Here is a 19,000-nt window from a genome sequence, read left to right on the forward strand (position 1 = left end):
ATGTCGTCCAAACATGATGAGTCCAACACCGACCTGATCCGTGGCAAGGACGTCGGTGGTTTCGACGTCTGGTCGCTGCCCAGTTTCGATCCGTTCGTGCCGGAACCCGAGCCTGAGCCGGAACCCGAGCCGCCGGAAATGGAAGAAGTGCCACTGGATGAAGTCCAGCCACTGACCCTCGAAGAACTCGAAAGCATTCGCCAGGAGGCCTACAACGAAGGCTTCGCCACGGGCGAAAAAGAAGGTTTCCACAGCACCACGCTCAAGGTCCGTCAGGAAGCCGAGGTGGCGCTGGCTGCCAAGATTGCCGCTCTGGAGCAATTGATGGGGCATCTGTTTGAGCCTATCGCCGAGCAGGACACCTTGATCGAAAAGTCCCTGGTCGACCTCGTGCAGCACATCACCAAACAGGTGATTCAGCGCGAACTCGCCATCGACTCGACGCAGATCGAGCACGTGATGCGTGAAGCCCTCAAGCTCTTGCCGCTGGGCGTGGGCAATGTGCGGCTGTACATCAATCCGCAAGATTTCGAACAGGTCAAAGCCCTGCGCGAGCGCCATGAAGAAACCTGGCGCATCGTCGAGGACGAGGCCTTGTTGCCCGGCGGTTGCCGGGTCGAGACAGAACACAGTCGTATCGACGCCACGGTCGAAACCCGCGTTACGCGGGTCATGGACAAGCTGTTCGATCAATTGCACGAACAGGCCTTGCACCCGGCCGAACCGGATCTGAGCCTGGAACTGCCGATCAGCGACAAGCCAGCGGTCTCGCCGGTCGAGCCTGAGCTGGACGTTCCCGATGCGCCTTGATCGCACCAGCTTCGCCAAGCGCCTCGGCAGCTACGCCGAGGCCACGGCGCTGGAAGGCGCGCCGATCCTTGAAGGCCGCTTGCTGCGCATGGTCGGCCTGACCCTCGAAGCCGAGGGTTTGCGCGCCGCCATGGGCAGCCGCTGCATGGTCATCAATGACGACAGTTATCACCCGGTGCAGGTCGAAGCCGAAGTCATGGGCTTCTCCGGCAGCAAGGTGTTTCTGATGCCAGTCGGCAGTGTTGCCGGCATCGCTCCCGGTGCCCGTGTGGTTCCTCTGGCTGATACCGGCCGTCTGCCAATGGGCATGAGCATGCTCGGGCGGGTGCTCGATGGCGCCGGTCGCGCGCTGGACGGCAAGGGCGGAATGAAGGCCGAAGATTGGGTGCCGATGGACGGCCCGACCATCAACCCGCTCAAGCGCGAACCGATCAGCGAGCCGCTGGACGTGGGCATTCGCAGCATCAACGGATTGTTGACGGTCGGTCGCGGTCAGCGTCTTGGCCTGTTCGCCGGTACGGGCGTGGGCAAGAGTGTGCTGCTAGGCATGATGACCCGCTTCACCGAGGCCGACATCATCGTCGTTGGGCTGATCGGTGAGCGGGGTCGTGAAGTTAAAGAATTCATCGAGCACATCCTCGGTGAAGAAGGCCTCAAGCGTTCGGTGGTGGTGGCGTCCCCGGCGGACGATGCGCCGCTGATGCGTCTGCGCGCGGCGATGTACTGCACGCGAATCGCCGAGTATTTCCGCGACAAGGGCAAGAACGTCCTGTTGCTCATGGACTCCCTGACCCGTTTCGCCCAGGCCCAGCGGGAAATCGCCCTGGCCATTGGCGAGCCGCCGGCGACCAAGGGTTATCCGCCGTCGGTGTTCGCCAAACTGCCGAAACTGGTGGAGCGGGCCGGTAACGCGGAGAAGGGCGGCGGTTCGATCACCGCGTTCTACACCGTACTGTCCGAAGGCGATGACCAGCAGGACCCGATTGCCGACGCCGCGCGAGGCGTGCTCGACGGGCACATCGTGCTGTCCCGGCGCTTGGCCGAGGAAGGTCATTACCCGGCCATCGATATCGAAGCGTCCATCAGCCGGGTCATGCCGTCGGTGGTTACGCCCGAACACATGATGCGCGCCCAGTATTTCAAGCAACTGTGGTCGCGTTATCAGCAGAGTCGTGACTTGATCAGCGTCGGCGCCTATGTGGCCGGTGGTGATCGGGAAACCGACCTGGCGATCTCCCTGCAACCGCAGCTGGTGAAATACCTGCGCCAGGGCCTGAACGACAGCATCGGCCTGGGCGAAAGCGAAGCCTATCTCGGCACGATTTTCGCTCCCGCGGCCGGCGGCTAACCGACCATGGCCCAGAGCCGAGCCTCGCGCCTGGCCCCCGTGGTCGAAATGGCCGAAAAGGCCGAGAAAACCGCGGTCCTGCGTCTAGGGCACTTCCAGGGGCAAGTCCGTCTGGCCGAAAGCAAACTCGCCGACCTCGAAGCTTTTCGTCTCGACTATCAAGAGCAATGGATCGTGCGCGGCAGCAGTGGCGTGTCTGGCCAATGGCTGCTGGGTTATCAAGGCTTCCTGGCGCAACTGGGGACCGCCATCGACCAGCAGCGACAAAGCCTGGTATGGCATCAAAACAACCTGAACAAGGCGCGGGAATCCTGGCAGCAGGCGTTTGCGCGGGTCGAAGGCTTGCGCAAACTGGTGTTGCGCTACATGGATGAGGCGCGGCGGCTGGAAGACCGGCGTGAGCAAAAGCTGCTGGATGAGTTGTCCCAGCGGTTGCCGCGTCAGGATCCCTATTGATCAGGCAGGGTTCAACCGTTTTCCCGCCTTGCTCCTGCCCTCGCCAAGTGCTAAACCTTGTACACGTACGTTCACCAATGACAAGGAAGCCGTTAAATGCCAGTTGTTACAGAAGTCTCCCCAGATGGGCAAAAGCTGACGATATCGGTCAAGGGACGATTCGATTTCGCCAAGCATCAGGAATTTCGTGAGTCCTACGAAAATCTTCAGCCAAAACCCGAATCCTTCGAAGTGAACCTGAAAGACGCCACCTACCTCGACAGCTCAGCGCTCGGCATGCTGTTGCTATTGCGTGATCACGCTGGCGGCGAGAATGCCGAGATCACGTTGACCAACGCTAACGCAGATGTGCGCAAGATTCTCGCCATCTCCAACTTCGAACAAATCTTCGACGTGGCGTGACCGCCATGCAGTCCATGTTCGAACCGCTGACGATCCTGATCGCCGAAGACAGCGCGGCCGATCGCATGCTGCTGTCGACCATTGTTCGTCGTCAGGGGCATGAGGTGCTGACGGCCGCCAACGGTGCCGAAGCCGTTGAAGCGTTTCGCCAGCAACGACCGCAACTGGTGCTCATGGACGCGATGATGCCGGTAATGGATGGTTTCGAGGCGGCTCGGCAGATCAAGGTGTTGGCGGGGGAAACCCTGGTGCCGATCATCTTCCTCACCTCGCTGACCGAAAGCGAAGCACTGGCCCGCTGTCTGGAGGCCGGTGGCGACGACTTTCTGGCAAAACCCTACAATCAGGTGATCCTCACCGCCAAGATCAAGGCGATGGACCGCTTGCGACGATTGCAGGCCACGGTGTTGCAGCAGCGCGACCAGATCGCCAGGCACCACGAGTACCTGCTCAACGAGCAGCGCGTGGCCAAAGCCGTGTTCGACAAGGTGGCCCACTCCGGCTGCCTGAATGCACCGAATATCCGCTACCTGCAATCGCCTTATGCGTTGTTCAACGGCGATCTGCTGCTGGCCGCGTTTACCCCGGCCGGCGACATGCATGTGCTGCTCGGCGATTTTACCGGTCACGGTTTGCCGGCCGCGGTGGGTGCCATGCCCCTGGCCGAAGTTTTCTATGGCATGACCGCCAAGGGTTACGGCCTGTCCGAGACCTTGCGCGAGATGAATGCCAAGCTCAAGCGCATCCTGCCGGTGGACATGTTCTGTTGTGCAACGCTGCTGTGCCTGAGTTTTCAGCGACGCTCGGTGGAGGTCTGGAATGGCGGGATGCCGGACGGTTACCTGCACAGCATCGCCAGCGGTGAGCGAACGCCGCTGAGGGCTCGGCATTTGCCGCTCGGCGTGCTGAGCCCGCAATCCTTTGATGACCGCACCGAGGTGTTTCCGATGGCGGTCGGGGATCGGGTCTTCCTGTTGTCCGACGGGGTGATCGATACCTGCGATGCCAACGAACAGTTGTTTGGTGTGGAGCGATTGCAGCAGGTGTTTGCGGCCAATCGTCAGCCTGATGAGTTGTTCGAAGAGATCGAGCAGGCGTTGCGGGATTTTCGCGGCGAGGCCCGTGATGACGTGAGCATGGTCGAGGTCAGTCTGCTGGAGGCCAAACAACTTAGCCCGTCGGCGCTGGTGTATTCCGACAGTGGTCAGTCCTGCCCGCTGGACTGGTCAGTGAGTTTCGAATTTCGCGCCGCCACGCTCAAACGCTTCAATCCGCTGCCGTATCTTCTGCAATTGCTGCTTGAGGTCCACGGTCTGCGGGCTCAGAGCGGGGCCCTCTACAGTGTGTTGGCCGAGCTGTATTCCAATGCCCTGGAGCATGGGGTGCTGGGCCTGGATTCGAGTCTCAAGCGCGATGCCTCGGGTTTCACCCGCTATTATCAACAGCGCAATGCGCGCCTGGACGCTTTGCAGGACGGCTTCGTGCGGGTGCATTTGCAGGTGACACCCAAGGGCGAGGGCGGGTGCTTGACGGTTCGGGTTGAAGACAGTGGCAAGGGTTTCGATGTCGCGCGGGTGATGGAGCGGCCCGTCGATGGTGTCCGTCTGTCGGGTCGTGGCGTCAGTCTGATCCGTCAGCTGGGCCATAATGCGAGTTGGTCTGATGATGGTCGATGTGCCCGCGTGGAGTTTTTCTGGGAGGCTCTGGCATAATCCACGCATTCTTGATCAAGGAGTGAGCAAGTGGCTGACACACACCTGGACCGCGACGTGTTGAACGCGTTGCAAGAGGTCATGGAGGATGAGTATCCGACGTTGCTGGATACCTTTCTCGCCGATTCCGAAGAGCGTTTACGCATCTTGCGAAAGGCTGAAGATGCCGCGCAACTCATGAATGCTGCCCATAGCTTCAAGGGCAGCAGCAGCAACATGGGCGCCATTCGCCTGGCTGAGTTGTGCCATGAGCTGGAGCAGCGCGCCAAGCAGAAAAGCCTCGCCGGCATTGAAAAACTGGTGGGCGAAATTGAGGACGAATTCGCGTTTATCCGGCCGCTCTATGAGGCTGAGCGCCAGCGTTCTCTCTCTGCCAATGAGACCGTTCGGCGCTTTTAGCGCCTGTCACTCAAACCTGGCGCGACCTTTGCAATAATCTCCGTCAACTGTACCTACGATCCCAGCGCAGCGGAGACCGTTCCATGCCCGTTACCCCCAATATGCTTCTTCAGGCCGCAGCGCAGGCCAAGACTCAAGCCGCTTCCGCCAATACACCGGCGCTGGCCGCTGAGCCTGGGGACAAGGCATCCAGCTTCGCTCAGGTCTACGCCAATCAAGCCCGGAACAAACCCTCTGCGGTGGGTGATGGATCGGCTAAGCCGATACGCGATAAAGCGCCGGACAGCCCCGATAAAAAGGACGTCAGCAACGACAAGTCTGCCGCCCCGGAACCTGCGGTTGCCGATAGCGGCAAATCCTTGCCCGCCGATAAACCGGCGCAGGCTGACGACAAGGTCGCCAGCGATGACGGGTCGGACACTGCGCAGACGCCGGTCGCCGATGCCGCGCCCGTTGACCCGACGCTGGATCCTGCGTTGATGCAGGCAGTACAACCTGCTGTGCCAGCGCCGGTACCGGCAGCTCCGCCCGTTGTAGTCACCCCGCAACCGCAGGTCGAGGTGGCTGTGACGGCGGCAACGACTCCGCTCGTTGCAAGCACTGACACCGATTTCGATCCCGAAGCCGATCCCCTCGACGCACTGCCCGCCGTGCGCATGGCCATGGAGCAGGGCGGCCATATTTCGGCTGCGAGTCAGGCTCAGCCAAAAGCGGCACCGACCTCGGCCGAGGCCCAGGCTGACGGCGAGTCCACCTCAGCGCAGACCTTTGCCGCCGGCATGGCGAGCATGCTCAATGTGCAATCCGACAAGGACAGCACCGGCCAAGGCGGCGACAAGGCCTTCAGTGGTCTTGTCGATGACGGTCTCAAGGACCTGAAGTCCGCGAGTAGCGATACCCGGGTCGACGATTTCGCCAACCGTCTGGCGGCACTGACCCAAGCGGCGACGCCGAAAACCGCCAACGCATTGCCGGTGAATCAACCGATCGCCATGCATCAGAGCGGCTGGACCGAAGAAGTAGTGAACCGGGTCATGTACCTGTCCAGTGCCAATCTCAAGGCAGCCGACATCCAGTTGCAACCGGCTGAACTGGGGCGGCTGGACATTCGGGTGAATATGGTTCCGGATCAGCAGACCCAAGTGACGTTCATGAGCGCCCATCCAAGTGTTCGCGAAGCACTGGACGGGCAGATGCATCGCTTGCGTGACATGTTTGCGCAACAGGGCATGGGCCAGGTCGATGTCAGCGTGTCCGACCAGTCCCGTGGCTGGCAGGGCCAAGGGCAGGAACAGGCTCAGCAGGGTCAAGGCCAGGGTGGACGCACCAATGCCAGCGGTGGTCGCGTCGACTCCATGGATGAGGAGCTTGCGCCAACAGTTGCCGAAGTAGCGGCCAGCACGACCAGCGTGATTGGCTCCAGCGCCGTCGACTACTACGCCTGATCAAACGCAAAATCCCTGTGGGAGCGGGCTTGCTCGCGAAGGCGGTGTGTCAGACAACAGAAATGTTGAATGTCCAACCGTATTCGCGAGCAAGCCCGCTCCCACATTTGTTTTGTGGTGGGTCGTCATCCGCCGTCGCCCATCTCCCTTCAGACACTTCTGGCATAACACTTGCTCTTGCCTTGCCGTGCGACTGTGAAAACCCGAATAGTGACGGATTATTGGCATGGCGAAGAGCGAAGCAGCAGTAAAAGACCCCGCAACCAAAGGCAAACTCAAGCTGATCATTGTGATCGTGGTGGCCCTGCTGCTGGCGATCGGTTTGTCCGTGGGAGCGACCTGGTTCTTCATGCACAGCGCCCAGAGCAAGCCTGCCGCCGCGGCTGAAACCGCCCCGGTCGGCAAGCAGCCAGCGATTTTCGAGCCCATGGCGCCGGCCTTCGTGGCCAACTACAACCAGAACGGTCGTCAGCGCTACATGCAGGTGAGCATCACCATGCAGGGTCGCAATCAAGCCGATCTGGAAGCGCTCAAAGTCCACATGCCTGTCATCCGCAATAACCTGGTCATGCTGTTCTCCGGGCAGGACTTCGCCACCCTGGCGTCGCCGGTCGGCCAGGAAATGTTGCGTCAGAAAGCCACGGCCAGCGTCCAGGAAGTGGCGCAGAAAGAACTTGGCAAAGTGGTCATCGAACAGTTGCTTTTCACTAATTTCGTACTGCAGTAGGAACACGACATGGCCGTGCAGGACCTGCTGTCCCAGGATGAGATCGATGCGCTGTTGCATGGCGTCGACGATGGTCTGGTACAGACCGACACCGCTGCCGAACCCGGCAGTGTCAAAAGCTACGACCTGACCAGTCAGGATCGCATCGTCCGTGGACGCATGCCGACCCTGGAAATGATCAACGAGCGTTTCGCCCGTTACACCCGCATCAGCATGTTCAACATGCTGCGCCGCTCGGCGGACGTTGCCGTCGGTGGCGTGCAGGTGATGAAGTTCGGCGAATACGTGCACTCGCTGTACGTGCCGACCAGCCTCAACCTGGTCAAGATCAAACCGTTGCGCGGCACCGCACTGTTCATCCTCGACGCCAAACTGGTGTTCAAACTGGTGGACAACTTCTTCGGCGGCGACGGCCGTCACGCGAAGATCGAGGGGCGTGAATTCACTCCCACAGAACTGCGTGTGGTGCGCATGGTGCTGGAACAGGCCTTCGTCGATTTGAAGGAAGCCTGGCAGGCGATCATGGAAGTGAACTTCGAGTACATCAACTCGGAAGTGAACCCGGCCATGGCCAATATCGTCGGTCCGAGCGAAGCGATTGTGGTGTCGACCTTTCACATCGAACTCGATGGTGGTGGCGGCGACCTGCACGTGACCATGCCGTACTCGATGATTGAGCCAGTGCGCGAAATGCTCGACGCCGGCTTCCAGTCGGACCTCGACGATCAGGACGAACGCTGGGTCAACGCCTTGCGCCAGGACGTGCTGGACGTTGACGTACCGATCGGTGCCACGGTTGCCCGTCGCCAGCTGCGCCTGCGGGACATTTTGCACATGCAGCCGGGGGACATTATCCCGGTCGAGATGCCGGATGAGATGATCATGCGCGCCAATGGCGTGCCTGCGTTCAAGGTCAAGATGGGGTCGCACAAAGGCAACCTCGCGTTGCAAGTGATCGAGCCGATCGAGCGCCGCTGACCGGCGCTCCAAACCCCCTGTGCTTTTAACTGACGGCTCCTGATTGAATGGATGCCCGCCGAGGACAAATTGATGGCTAACGATATGAACACCCAGGACGACCAGGCGCTGGCCGATGAATGGGCTGCTGCCCTGGAAGAAACCGGCGACGCCGGGCAGGACGACATCGACGCCTTGCTGGCCGCCGACGCGGCCAGTTCGCCGTCCAACCGTCTGCCGATGGAAGAGTTCGGCAGCGTGCCGAAAAACAACGAACCGGTCACCCTCGACGGTCCGAACCTGGACGTGATTCTCGATATCCCGGTGTCGATTTCCATGGAAGTCGGCAGCACTGATATCAACATCCGTAACCTGCTGCAGCTTAACCAGGGTTCGGTGATCGAGCTCGATCGTCTGGCCGGTGAACCGCTGGACGTGCTGGTCAACGGCACGCTCATCGCTCACGGTGAAGTGGTAGTGGTCAACGAGAAGTTCGGCATCCGCCTGACCGACGTGATCAGCCCAAGCGAACGCATCAAGAAGTTGCGCTGAGTGAAAAAGGTTCTGGGGTTTGTGCTGGCGTTGCCGTTCAGTGTTCTGGCTGCCGAGCCGGTAGCGACCGCTACTGCGGCCGCTGCACCCGCGGTCAGCAGTGGTGTGGCTGGGCAATTGACGCAGTTGGTGTTCGGTTTGCTGCTGGTGCTGGGGTTGATCTTCTTCCTCGCCTGGTTGCTGCGTCGGGTCCAGCAGGCTGGGCCGGCGGGCAAGGGGCAGGTGATCGAGCTGATCGGTTCCCGCGCGCTTGGCCCTCGCGACCGATTGATGCTGGTGCAGGTCGGCAACGAGCAGATTCTGCTTGGCTTGAGCCCCGGCACCATCACCGCGTTGCACGTGCTCAAGGAGCCGGTGCAAGTGCCCGGCGGGACTGAAAAAGCGACCCCGGAGTTTGCCCAGCGCCTGATGGAGCTGATGGGCAAGGATCATAAGGATAAGAAGTAATGGGTGCGCTACGCATCATCTTGACGTTGGCCCTGATGCTGGCCGCGCCGCTGGCGTTCGCCGCCGATCCGTTGTCGATCCCGGCGATTACCCTGGGCACCAATGCCGACGGCGCTCAGGAGTATTCGGTCAGCCTGCAAATCCTGCTGATCATGACTGCGCTGAGTTTTATCCCGGCGTTCGTCATGCTGATGACCAGTTTCACCCGGATCATCATCGTCTTCTCGATCCTGCGTCAGGCCCTCGGCCTGCAACAAACGCCGTCGAACCAGATCCTCACGGGTATGGCGCTGTTCCTGACGATGTTCATCATGGCGCCGGTATTCGACCGGGTTAACCAGGATGCCTTGCAGCCGTATCTGGCGGAGAAACTCACCGCTCAAGACGCCGTGGCCAAGGCTCAAGTGCCGATCAAGGATTTCATGCTCGCCCAGACTCGCAGCAGCGATCTGGAGTTGTTCATGCGCTTGTCCAAACGCACTGATATCGCGTCGCCAGATCAGGCGCCGCTGACGATTCTGGTCCCGGCGTTCGTCACGTCCGAGCTGAAAACCGCATTCCAGATTGGCTTCATGATCTTCATTCCGTTCCTGATCATCGATCTGGTCGTGGCCAGTGTGCTGATGGCCATGGGTATGATGATGCTCTCGCCGCTGATCATTTCCCTGCCGTTCAAGATCATGCTGTTCGTGCTGGTGGATGGCTGGGCGTTGATCATCGGCACGCTGGCGAGCAGCTTCGGCGGTGTATCGCCATGACGCCAGAAGTTGCGGTAGACATCTTCCGGGAAGCGCTGTGGCTGACCACCATGATGGTTGCCGTGCTGGTGATTCCGAGTTTGCTCGTGGGTCTGTTGGTGGCGATGTTCCAGGCCGCTACGCAGATCAACGAACAGACCCTGAGCTTCTTGCCGCGCCTGCTGGTGATGCTGGTAACGCTGATTGTTGCCGGTCCGTGGCTGGTGCAGACCTTCATGGAATACATCCTGCAGCTGTACGGCAGTATTCCTCAGGTCATCGGCTAAACCATGTCGCTGCTCCAGCTGACCGATACCCAGATCAGTACCTGGGTGGCGACGTTCATGCTGCCGCTGTTTCGTATCGGTGCCTTGCTGATGGTCATGCCGGTTTTCGGTACGACGCTGGTGCCCACGCGAGTGCGCCTTTATTTCGCGCTGGCGATTACGTTGGTCATCGCTCCCGGCCTGCCGCCGATGCCGCCGGTCAATGCGCTGGACTTGAGCGGACTGCTGCTGATTGCCGAGCAGATCCTCATCGGCGCGGTGTTGGGTTTCTCCTTGCAGCTGTTCTTCCAGGCTTTCGTGGTCGCCGGGCAGATCGTCTCCATTCAGATGGGCATGGGCTTCGCTTCGATGGTCGACCCTACCAACGGCGTCTCGGTGGCGGTGATCGGGCAGTTCTTCACCATGCTGGTGACGCTGTTGTTCCTGTCCATGAACGGCCATCTGGTGGTCTTCGAAGTCCTCACCGAAAGCTTCACCACGCTGCCGGTCGGCAGCGGATTGATGGTCAATCATTTCTGGGAACTGGCCGGCAAACTGGGTTGGGTCCTCGGGGCGGCGCTGATGCTGGTGCTGCCGGCGATCACTGCGTTGCTGGTGGTCAACATTGCGTTTGGCATCATGACCCGGGCGGCGCCGCAGTTGAACATCTTCTCCATCGGCTTTCCGCTGACCCTGGTGCTCGGGCTGTTCATTGTCTGGGTCGGGCTGGCGGACATCATCAATCAGTATCAACCGCTGGCCTCCGAGGCCTTGCAGTTTTTACGTGAACTGGCACAGGCGCGCTGAGTCATGGCTGAGAGCGAAAGCGGTCAGGACAAAACAGAAGACCCCACGGACAAAAAGAAAAAGGACGCCCGTGAGAAGGGAGAGATTGCGCGCTCCAAAGAGCTGAATACCCTGGCGATCATGCTCGCCGGCGCCGGTGGCCTGCTGATTTTCGGTGGTGCGCTGGCGCAGGACCTGATGGAACTGATGCGCCTGAACTTCTCGCTGTCGCGGGAGGTGCTGTTGGATCAGCGCTCCATGGGCATCTACCTGCTGCACTCGGGACAGATTGCCTTGCTGGCGATTCAGCCAGTGATGATCACTTTATTGCTCGCCGCTCTGATCGGGCCGATTTCGCTGGGTGGCTGGCTGTTCTCCGCCGGCACCATGGCGCCCAAGTTCAGCCGTATGAACCCCGGTGCCGGCCTCAAGCGCATGTTCTCGTCCAAGGCCATAGCGGAACTGCTTAAGGCCCTCGCAAAATTTTTCATCGTGTTGTTCGTGGCCCTGGCGGTGTTGTCCTCGGACATCGATGACCTGCTACGCATCGCCCATGAACCCTTGGACATGGCGATCATTCACAGCCTGCAAGTGGTCGGCTGGAGCACCCTGTGGATGGCCTGCGGGCTGATCATCATCGCCGCCGTGGACGTGCCGATACAGCTCTGGGAAAGCATCAAGAAACTGAAGATGACCAAGCAGGAAGTGCGCGACGAGCACAAGGACCAGGAAGGGCGGCCGGAGGTCAAGCAGCGGATCCGTCAGCTGCAGCGCGAAATGTCCCAGCGCCGGATGATGGCGGCGATCCCCGACGCCGATGTGGTCATCACCAACCCGACTCACTACGCCGTAGCGCTCAAGTACGATCCGGACAAGGGGGGCGCGCCGATGCTGATCGCCAAGGGCAGCGACTTCCTGGCCTTGAAGATCCGTGAAATTGCTGTGGCCAACGAAGTGCTGCTGCTTGAGTCGCCGGCACTGGCGCGTTCGATTTACTACTCCACCGAGCTTGACCAGGAAATTCCCGGCGGGCTCTACCTTGCCGTCGCCCAGGTGCTCGCTTACGTCTACCAGATCCGCCAGCACCGCGCCGGCAAGGGTAAGCGCCCGGATCCGCTCAAGGGCGACCTGCCGATTCCGCCGGATTTGCGTCGCGATTCCTGAGAACCTCCGTCCGTCTGAAAATGCGGTGTACCTGTTAGTTCTGACAGTAGACACACTTCCTCTTAAGCGTTGTCATGGCCTTGGGAATTCTCCCGTCCGATGTCCTTGCTATGGTCGTTCAATGAGTGGATTGATCACTATGGATGGGCGTTTTAGGCATTTGAGGTTACGGTCATGGCAGAGCGTGAATACAGAAAGCTTCAAGGGATGGCGCTGGAATTTGTTTCGGGAGTCCTGGAGGAGAATCGGCTCGAGCGCACGATCAGTTACTCGGCTACGTTCGGCATGACGCTGGACTTTACGCATTTTGTGCAGATGGCCAATGCCTATATTCCGGGTTATCTGAACAGCCCTATCAATGCGATTCGCCCCGAACTGGACGGGTTCGGCTACCACTATGCATACAATTACTTCTTCGGCGCTGCTGGCAATATTGGTGATGACCGCACGTTGTTCAATGTCTTCACATCCCCTCGTTATTACATGGATCAGTGGTCAAGTGGAGGGCTGGAGGAGTGTTATCACAAGCCGCAATTCAGTGTGGTCGATGGCCGTTTGCAAGTTGTTGCGCGCAAGGACTTTCGTTGGGAGGACAAGCGTGAGATCAACGTCGAAGACCTGCCGGTCATTCCCTTTCAATGGGCGCTTAACCTCATGCTGGGGCGCGACCTTTCTGGTCAGAAGGCACCTTTAACCATCGTGGTGCTCGGTTACGCTGAGGAGGATTTTGTAGAGGTGGAAGGTCTTCAAATGCATAGAGGTACGCGGTACATGGTCGGCAAGGCGCTTCATCTCGGTCCGATCCACAAAGAGCAGATTCTGACGGCGCGTTAATCCCTTTTGTAGAAGCTGTCGAGGCTGCGTCCGGCTGCGAAGCAGTCGTTAAATCCTGCGAGGACTTCGGTCGAGCGTGACCCCGGCTCGAACGCAGCCTCGCAGGCTCGGCAGCTGCTACAAAAGCTCAATACATCCCTCTATTCCCTGCCTTGGCAAAAGTTGGAAGGCTTCTTGCAGTAGCGGCTCTGCGCCTGCTTCAGGCGTCAAAAAGTTTGCTTTAAAGGAACGGGGAAAATCGGTGGATCGCTCTCAGTTATTCAACACTGCACGCACAAACGTTGCCGACTTGAGTCGGGGCAATCTGGGTGTGCCGTTGTTGCTGCTGGTCATGCTGGCGATGATGATGTTGCCGATCCCGCCGTTCCTGCTCGACGTGTTCTTCACGTTCAACATTGCGTTGTCGATCGTCGTGCTGCTGGTCTGCGTCTACGCCTTGCGGCCACTGGACTTTGCGGTGTTCCCGACCATTCTGCTGGTGGCGACGTTGCTGCGACTGGCGCTGAACGTGGCCTCCACGCGGGTGGTGATGCTCCACGGTCAGGACGGTCACGCCTCCGCCGGTAAGGTGATCCAGGCCTTCGGCGAGGTGGTAATCGGCGGCAACTACGTGGTCGGTATCGTCGTCTTCGCGATTTTGATGATCATCAACTTCGTCGTGGTGACCAAGGGGGCCGGGCGGATTTCCGAGGTGAGCGCACGTTTCACCCTCGATGCGATGCCCGGTAAACAAATGGCCATCGACGCCGACTTGAACGCCGGCCTTATCGATCAGAACCAGGCCAAACTGCGCCGGATGGAAGTGGCACAGGAAGCTGAGTTCTACGGTTCCATGGACGGTGCCAGCAAGTTCGTTCGCGGTGACGCCATTGCCGGCCTGCTGATTCTGTTCATCAACCTGATCGGCGGCATGGCGGTCGGTATCTTCCAGCACGGCATGACCTTCGGCGATGCCGGTCGGGTGTACGCCTTGTTGACCATCGGTGACGGTTTGGTGGCGCAATTGCCATCACTGCTTTTATCTACAGCTGCAGCGATCATGGTGACCCGTGCTTCCGGTTCGGAAGACATGGGCAAACAGATCAACCGCCAGATGTTCGCCTCGCCCAAAGCGTTGGCCGTCGCGGCGGGTTTGATGGCGGTGATGGGCCTCGTGCCCGGCATGCCGCACTTTTCCTTTCTCAGCATGGCGGCCCTGGCGGCCGGCGGCGCGTACCTGTTCTGGAAGAAGCAGAACGTGGTCAAGGTTCAGGCCCTGCAAGAGGTCAAGCGTCAACAGGAGCTATTGCCATCACCCGCTCGCGCTCAGGAAACCAAGGAGCTTGGCTGGGATGACGTCACTCCGATCGACATGATCGGCCTGGAAGTCGGCTACCGGCTGATTCCGCTGGTGGACCGCAATCAGGGGGGGCAGTTGCTGGCGCGGATCAAGGGCGTGCGCAAGAAGCTGTCCCAGGATCTGGGCTTCCTCATGCCGACTGTGCATATCCGTGACAACCTCGACCTGGCGCCGAGTGCCTACCGCCTGACCCTGATGGGGGTGATCCTGGCCGAAGCGGAAATTTACCCGGACCGCGAACTGGCGATCAACCCAGGGCAGGTCTACGGTACGCTCAACGGCATTACCGCCAAAGATCCGGCTTTCGGTCTGGAGGCGGTCTGGATCGAAGTCAGTCAGCGTGCCCAAGCGCAATCCCTCGGATACACCGTGGTAGATGCCAGTACGGTAGTGGCAACCCACTTGAACCAGATTCTGTACAAGCACTCGAGCGAGTTGATCGGCCACGAAGAAGTGCAGCAACTCATGCAATTGCTGGCCAAAAGCTCACCAAAACTGGCCGAAGAGCTGGTGCCGGGTGTGGTGTCGCTGTCGCAGTTGCTCAAAGTATTGCAGGCATTGCTGGCCGAACAGGTGCCCGTACGGGACATTCGCAGCATTGCCGAAGCCATCGCAAACAACGCCAGCAAGAGTCAAGATACTGCCGCGCTGGTGGCCGCGGTGCGCGTCGGCGTATCCCGCGCAATCGTCCAAAGCATTGTAGGCACTGACTCCGAGCTACCAGTGATCACGCTGGAGCCAAGGTTGGAACAAATATTGCTCAATAGTCTTCAGAAGGCAGGACAAGGCTCGGAAGAGGGTGTTCTGCTGGAGCCAAGCATGGCTGAGAAACTGCAACGCTCGTTGATCGATGCGGCGCAGCGTCAGGAAATGCAAGGTCAACCGGTGATTCTGCTGGTAGCCGGTCCGGTTCGCGCGATGCTGTCGCGATTCGGCCGATTGGCAGTCCCGGGTTTGCATGTGTTGGCTTACCAGGAAATTCCTGACAACAAGCAAGTGACCATCGTTGCGACAGTAGGGCCCAACGGCTGAGGTAGTGGTTTATGCAAGTTAAGCGTTTTTTCGCCGCCGATATGCGTCAGGCCATGAAACTGGTTCGTGATGAGCTGGGCGCTGATGCCGCCATCATTGGCAACCGCCGGATCGCCGGTGGCGTCGAGCTGACGGCTGCCCTGGATTACAAGTTGTCGGCGCTGGCTCCGCGCGTTCCGAACATGGAACTCGAAGACGAGCTGCGCAAGACCCAATCGCGGATCGTCACCGCCCAGGCCGAACTGAGCCTGCGCAGCGATGGCGAGAGCGATAAGTCCACCAATCGCCAATTGTTCGCCGGCCTGCCACTGACCGCCGCCGAGCCGCTGATCGAGCCGACCTACACCGAACCCCGTCGTCCTGCACCGGCTGCGGCACCGGCCTCCGGTGGCGTCGATCCACGGGCGTTCGACTCGATGCGTTTCGAACTCAACAGCCTGCGCGAACTGATGGAAGTGCAACTCGGCTCCCTGGCCTGGAATCAGCTGCAAGGCAGCCGTCCGGCCCAGGCCAATCTTTGGCGTCGCCTGCAACGCATCGGTCTGTCCGGCCCGTTGTCGCGCGATTTGCTGGCGCTGATTACCGATATTGAAGAGCCTCGTCAGGCCTGGCGCATGTTGCTGGCACACCTGGCGCGGATGATCGCCACACCGGAAGTCGAGCCTCTGGAAGAGGGTGGCGTGATTGCCATGGTCGGCCCCGCCGGCATGGGCAAGACCACCACCCTGGCCAAGCTCGCGGCCCGTTACGTGCTCAAGTACGGCGCGCAGAATATCGCGCTGGTCAGCATGGACAGCTATCGAATTGGTGCTCAGGAACAACTCAAGACGTTGGGCCGGATCCTCAATGTGTCAGTGACGCATGTCGATCCGGGCCAATCGCTGGTGCAGGCGCTTGAGCCTTTGCTGCGCAAACGCGTGGTGCTGATCGATACCGCGGGCCTTCAGGCCAGCGATCCGGCACTGCGCATGCAGCTCGAAAGCCTGGCCGGTCGTGGCATCAAATCGAAAAATTATCTGGTTTTGGCAACCACCAGCCAGAAACAGGTTCTAACGGCCGCTTATCACAGTTACAAGCGTTGTGGGCTCGCTGGCTGCATCCTGACTAAACTGGATGAAACGGCAAGTCTGGGCGAGGTGTTGAGCCTGGCCATCAGTCATGAATTGCCGGTGGTCTACCTGACCGATGGCCCGCGGATTCCGGATGATTTGCATCTACCGCGTCGTCATCAGTTGGTCAGTCGCGCCGTAAGCGTGCAAATGCAAGAAGAACCCAGCGAAGAAGCCATGGCTGACATGTTCGCTGATATTTACCACAGCCCGACCAAGCAGGTCGGCTGAGGTATTAATGAACAGTTTTTGTACCTACATCGATGGTCTGCCATGCATTGTTCAGTTAGTGAACGCGCAGCCAGTAATGTGGCCTCCGTCTAAGTAAGACAAGGTAAAGAAAATTCATGGGCAGCATGCATCCCGTACAGGTGATCGCGGTGACCGGCGGCAAAGGTGGCGTCGGGAAGACTAACGTGTCAGTGAACTTGTCCCTGGCTTTAGCAGAGCTCGGTCGACGCGTCATGCTGTTGGACGCCGATCTGGGGCTGGCGAACGTCGACGTCCTGCTGGGACTGACACCCAAACGTACTTTGGCCGACGTGATCGAAGGCCGCTGCGAGCTGCGCGACGTACTGTTGCAAGGCCCTGGCGGCATCCGCATCGTCCCGGCCGCGTCCGGCACACAGAGCATGGTTCATTTGAGCCCGGCCCAACACGCCGGCCTGATCCAGGCGTTCAGCGATATCGGCGACAACCTCGACGTGCTGGTGATCGACACCGCTGCGGGCATTGGTGACTCGGTCGTCAGTTTCGTCCGCGCAGCGCAAGAAGTCTTGCTGGTGGTCTGCGACGAGCCGACCTCGATCACCGATGCCTACGCACTGATCAAACTGCTGAACCGCGATTACGGCATGAACCGCTTCCGCGTCCTGGCCAACATGGCCCAGAGCCCGCAGGAAGGTCGCAACCTGTTCGCCAAGTTGACCAAGGTCACGGATCGCTTTCTTGATGTCGCCTTACAATACGTTGGCGCGGTGCCTTACGACGAAAGTGTGCGCAAGGCTGTGCAGAAGCAACGCGCCGTCTACGAAGCCTTCCCGCGTTCCAAGTGCTCACTGGCGTTCAAGGCCATTGCACAGAAGGTCGATACCTGGCCACTGCCTGCGAACCCGCGCGGGCACCTGGAGTTTTTCGTCGAGCGCCTCGTGCAACAAACCGCAGGACCCGTGCTATGACAGCCAGTGGCTATAACCTCTACAAGAAGTCGGCACGTGATGCGCAGTACGAGCTGATCGAGCGTTACGCGCCACTGGTTAAACGCATTGCCTATCACTTGCTGGCGCGTTTGCCAGCCAGTGTCCAGGTTGAAGATCTGATCCAGGCCGGGATGATCGGCCTGCTTGAAGTGTCGACCAAATACGACGCCAGCAAAGGCGCGAGTTTCGAGACGTACGCGGGTATTCGAATCCGTGGCGCGATGCTCGACGAAGTACGCAAGGGGGACTGGGCGCCACGTTCGGTCCACCGCAATACCCGGATGGTCAGCGACGCCATTCGCTCGATTGAAGCTAAAACCGGTCGTGACGCTAAAGATCACGAGGTTGCGGCCGAACTCCAATTGAGTCTCGACGATTATTACGGGATTTTGAACGACACCCTGGGCAGCCGGCTATTCAGTTTCGACGATCTGTTGCAGGACGGCGAACACGAAGGGCTGCACGAGGATGGCGCCAGTGCTCATCTCGAGCCGTCACGCGATCTGGAAGATGAACGCTTCCAGGCGGCGCTGGCGGACGCGATTGCCAATTTGCCGGAGCGTGAGCGACTGGTGTTGGCGCTGTACTACGACGAAGAGTTGAATCTCAAGGAAATCGGTGAGGTCCTGGGGGTCAGCGAATCTCGGGTCAGCCAGTTACACAGCCAGTGCGCGGCCCGTTTGCGGGGGCGTTTGGGGGAGTGGCGAGCGCGCTGAAGGCAGTGTGGGGACACTGCGAACGCGGCTGGTGGGGTGTTGAACCGTACCGGTCCCGATCTGTTGTGCTCCAGACAGTCATTGAGTGCTTTGCCGGATTGATTGAAATGGCGTGTCCAGGTGCTGGGCGCGTTTAAGACTGCTTGGAGGTCGAATTGGACAAGAACATGAAAATCCTCATCGTTGATGACTTCTCAACGATGCGGCGGATCATTAAAAACCTGTTGCGTGACCTTGGGTTCACCAACACGGTCGAGGCCGACGATGGCACTACTGCCATTCCGGTTCTCAACAGCGGCAGCATCGACTTTCTGGTAACGGACTGGAACATGCCCGGCATGACCGGTATCGATCTGCTGCGCCACGTGCGTGCCGATGAAAAACTCAAACACCTGCCGGTGTTGATGGTCACGGCCGAAGCCAAGCGCGAGCAAATCATCGAAGCCGCTCAGGCGGGTGTGAACGGTTATGTGGTCAAGCCATTCACGGCTCAGGCGTTGAAAGACAAGATTGAAAAGATCTTCGAACGCATCGGTTGATGTGCAAAGCAAGTCCGCCACGGG

21 protein-coding genes are annotated in these 19,000 nt (G+C 59.6%); all 21 read left to right on the forward strand.

Going from position 1 to position 19,000, the window contains the following annotated elements; translation table 11 throughout:
- The 21 genes from fliH (at position 1) to ACMXYJ_RS09875 (ending at position 18,976) form a co-directional block, all read left to right on the forward strand.
- Complete coding sequence (fliH, locus tag ACMXYJ_RS09775; protein WP_415759637.1) at positions 1–810, forward strand: flagellar assembly protein FliH; 810 nt, start codon at positions 1–3, stop codon at positions 808–810.
- Positions 800–2,158 (forward strand): flagellar protein export ATPase FliI, encoded by a 1,359-nt coding sequence (gene fliI / locus ACMXYJ_RS09780; protein ID WP_140681978.1) that lies wholly within the window; start codon positions 800–802, stop codon positions 2,156–2,158. Before fliH ends, fliI begins: the two co-directional genes overlap by 11 nt.
- Positions 2,159–2,164: 6 nt before the next feature.
- A complete protein-coding gene (gene fliJ / locus ACMXYJ_RS09785) occupies positions 2,165–2,614 on the forward strand; it encodes a flagellar export protein FliJ (RefSeq protein WP_033055981.1) in 450 nt (149 codons plus the stop codon).
- 96 nt (positions 2,615–2,710) lie between these two features.
- Entirely contained in the window at positions 2,711–3,016 is a 306-nt protein-coding gene (locus ACMXYJ_RS09790; RefSeq protein WP_415759639.1) for an STAS domain-containing protein, read from the forward strand.
- 5 nt (positions 3,017–3,021) lie between these two features.
- Entirely contained in the window at positions 3,022–4,728 is a 1,707-nt protein-coding gene (locus tag ACMXYJ_RS09795) for an ATP-binding SpoIIE family protein phosphatase (RefSeq protein ID WP_415759640.1), read from the forward strand.
- A gap of 30 nt (positions 4,729–4,758) precedes the next feature.
- Positions 4,759–5,127, forward strand: coding sequence for an Hpt domain-containing protein (locus ACMXYJ_RS09800; RefSeq protein WP_415759641.1), 369 nt, complete (start codon positions 4,759–4,761; stop codon positions 5,125–5,127).
- A gap of 83 nt (positions 5,128–5,210) precedes the next feature.
- On the forward strand, positions 5,211–6,572 hold the full coding sequence (locus ACMXYJ_RS09805; protein WP_415759642.1) for a flagellar hook-length control protein FliK: 1,362 nt from the start codon (positions 5,211–5,213) through the stop codon (positions 6,570–6,572).
- A 226-nt stretch (positions 6,573–6,798) separates the two neighbouring features.
- The gene (fliL, locus tag ACMXYJ_RS09810; RefSeq protein ID WP_033055987.1) at positions 6,799–7,299 is read left to right on the forward strand and encodes a flagellar basal body-associated protein FliL; all 501 of its coding nucleotides are present in this window, start codon (positions 6,799–6,801) and stop codon (positions 7,297–7,299) included.
- Between the two features lie 9 nt (positions 7,300–7,308).
- Positions 7,309–8,277, forward strand: coding sequence for a flagellar motor switch protein FliM (gene fliM / locus ACMXYJ_RS09815; RefSeq protein ID WP_008151077.1), 969 nt, complete (start codon positions 7,309–7,311; stop codon positions 8,275–8,277).
- Positions 8,278–8,349: 72 nt separating this feature from the next.
- Positions 8,350–8,808 (forward strand): flagellar motor switch protein FliN, encoded by a 459-nt coding sequence (gene fliN, locus ACMXYJ_RS09820; RefSeq protein WP_129442187.1) that lies wholly within the window; start codon positions 8,350–8,352, stop codon positions 8,806–8,808.
- Entirely contained in the window at positions 8,809–9,255 is a 447-nt protein-coding gene (gene fliO / locus ACMXYJ_RS09825; protein ID WP_309676313.1) for a flagellar biosynthetic protein FliO, read from the forward strand. It abuts the gene before it with no gap.
- Entirely contained in the window at positions 9,255–10,013 is a 759-nt protein-coding gene (gene fliP / locus ACMXYJ_RS09830; protein WP_415759644.1) for a flagellar type III secretion system pore protein FliP, read from the forward strand. Before fliO ends, fliP begins: the two co-directional genes overlap by 1 nt.
- Positions 10,010–10,279, forward strand: a complete 270-nt coding sequence (gene fliQ / locus ACMXYJ_RS09835; RefSeq protein ID WP_007948918.1) for a flagellar biosynthesis protein FliQ — start codon at positions 10,010–10,012, stop codon at positions 10,277–10,279. The genes fliP and fliQ overlap by 4 nt, the downstream gene beginning before the upstream one ends.
- A gap of 3 nt (positions 10,280–10,282) precedes the next feature.
- Positions 10,283–11,065: a flagellar biosynthetic protein FliR gene (gene fliR / locus ACMXYJ_RS09840; protein ID WP_415759645.1), complete on the forward strand. Its 783-nt coding sequence runs from the start codon at positions 10,283–10,285 to the stop codon at positions 11,063–11,065.
- A gap of 3 nt (positions 11,066–11,068) precedes the next feature.
- Positions 11,069–12,208, forward strand: a complete 1,140-nt coding sequence (flhB, locus tag ACMXYJ_RS09845) for a flagellar biosynthesis protein FlhB (protein WP_415759646.1) — start codon at positions 11,069–11,071, stop codon at positions 12,206–12,208.
- A 174-nt stretch (positions 12,209–12,382) separates the two neighbouring features.
- The gene (locus ACMXYJ_RS09850) at positions 12,383–13,042 is read left to right on the forward strand and encodes a hypothetical protein (RefSeq protein ID WP_415759647.1); all 660 of its coding nucleotides are present in this window, start codon (positions 12,383–12,385) and stop codon (positions 13,040–13,042) included.
- Positions 13,043–13,283: 241 nt separating this feature from the next.
- A complete protein-coding gene (gene flhA / locus ACMXYJ_RS09855) occupies positions 13,284–15,413 on the forward strand; it encodes a flagellar biosynthesis protein FlhA (protein ID WP_415759648.1) in 2,130 nt (709 codons plus the stop codon).
- 11 nt (positions 15,414–15,424) lie between these two features.
- A complete protein-coding gene (gene flhF / locus ACMXYJ_RS09860; protein ID WP_415759649.1) occupies positions 15,425–16,753 on the forward strand; it encodes a flagellar biosynthesis protein FlhF in 1,329 nt (442 codons plus the stop codon).
- 116 nt (positions 16,754–16,869) lie between these two features.
- A complete protein-coding gene (gene fleN, locus ACMXYJ_RS09865) occupies positions 16,870–17,700 on the forward strand; it encodes a flagellar synthesis regulator FleN (protein WP_008001746.1) in 831 nt (276 codons plus the stop codon).
- On the forward strand, positions 17,697–18,437 hold the full coding sequence (gene fliA / locus ACMXYJ_RS09870; RefSeq protein ID WP_007894214.1) for an RNA polymerase sigma factor FliA: 741 nt from the start codon (positions 17,697–17,699) through the stop codon (positions 18,435–18,437). The genes fleN and fliA overlap by 4 nt, the downstream gene beginning before the upstream one ends.
- 167 nt (positions 18,438–18,604) lie before the next feature.
- Entirely contained in the window at positions 18,605–18,976 is a 372-nt protein-coding gene (locus ACMXYJ_RS09875) for a chemotaxis response regulator CheY (protein ID WP_024012118.1), read from the forward strand.
- Positions 18,977–19,000 lie beyond the last annotated feature (24 nt).

This window comes from Pseudomonas arabinosi, assembly GCF_047758675.1.
Lineage (GTDB): Bacteria > Pseudomonadota > Gammaproteobacteria > Pseudomonadales > Pseudomonadaceae > Aquipseudomonas > Aquipseudomonas arabinosi.

What these genes read in the sequence shown, in the direction of transcription:
- fliN (WP_129442187.1), top strand. Translation starts at nt 8,350, where the DNA reads ATGGCTAACGATATGAACACCCAGGACGACCAGGCGCTGGCCGATGAA.
- fliI (WP_140681978.1), top strand. Translation starts at nt 800, where the DNA reads ATGCGCCTTGATCGCACCAGCTTCGCCAAGCGCCTCGGCAGCTACGCC.
- flhB (WP_415759646.1), top strand. Translation starts at nt 11,069, where the DNA reads ATGGCTGAGAGCGAAAGCGGTCAGGACAAAACAGAAGACCCCACGGAC.
- ACMXYJ_RS09875 (WP_024012118.1), top strand. Translation starts at nt 18,605, where the DNA reads ATGAAAATCCTCATCGTTGATGACTTCTCAACGATGCGGCGGATCATT.
- fliQ (WP_007948918.1), top strand. Translation starts at nt 10,010, where the DNA reads ATGACGCCAGAAGTTGCGGTAGACATCTTCCGGGAAGCGCTGTGGCTG.
- fliR (WP_415759645.1), top strand. Translation starts at nt 10,283, where the DNA reads ATGTCGCTGCTCCAGCTGACCGATACCCAGATCAGTACCTGGGTGGCG.
- fliJ (WP_033055981.1), top strand. Translation starts at nt 2,165, where the DNA reads ATGGCCCAGAGCCGAGCCTCGCGCCTGGCCCCCGTGGTCGAAATGGCC.
- fliP (WP_415759644.1), top strand. Translation starts at nt 9,255, where the DNA reads ATGGGTGCGCTACGCATCATCTTGACGTTGGCCCTGATGCTGGCCGCG.
- fliH (WP_415759637.1), top strand. Translation starts at nt 1, where the DNA reads ATGTCGTCCAAACATGATGAGTCCAACACCGACCTGATCCGTGGCAAG.
- ACMXYJ_RS09805 (WP_415759642.1), top strand. Translation starts at nt 5,211, where the DNA reads ATGCCCGTTACCCCCAATATGCTTCTTCAGGCCGCAGCGCAGGCCAAG.
- fleN (WP_008001746.1), top strand. Translation starts at nt 16,870, where the DNA reads ATGGGCAGCATGCATCCCGTACAGGTGATCGCGGTGACCGGCGGCAAA.
- ACMXYJ_RS09795 (WP_415759640.1), top strand. Translation starts at nt 3,022, where the DNA reads ATGCAGTCCATGTTCGAACCGCTGACGATCCTGATCGCCGAAGACAGC.
- fliL (WP_033055987.1), top strand. Translation starts at nt 6,799, where the DNA reads ATGGCGAAGAGCGAAGCAGCAGTAAAAGACCCCGCAACCAAAGGCAAA.
- ACMXYJ_RS09850 (WP_415759647.1), top strand. Translation starts at nt 12,383, where the DNA reads ATGGCAGAGCGTGAATACAGAAAGCTTCAAGGGATGGCGCTGGAATTT.
- fliM (WP_008151077.1), top strand. Translation starts at nt 7,309, where the DNA reads ATGGCCGTGCAGGACCTGCTGTCCCAGGATGAGATCGATGCGCTGTTG.
- fliA (WP_007894214.1), top strand. Translation starts at nt 17,697, where the DNA reads ATGACAGCCAGTGGCTATAACCTCTACAAGAAGTCGGCACGTGATGCG.
- ACMXYJ_RS09790 (WP_415759639.1), top strand. Translation starts at nt 2,711, where the DNA reads ATGCCAGTTGTTACAGAAGTCTCCCCAGATGGGCAAAAGCTGACGATA.
- flhF (WP_415759649.1), top strand. Translation starts at nt 15,425, where the DNA reads ATGCAAGTTAAGCGTTTTTTCGCCGCCGATATGCGTCAGGCCATGAAA.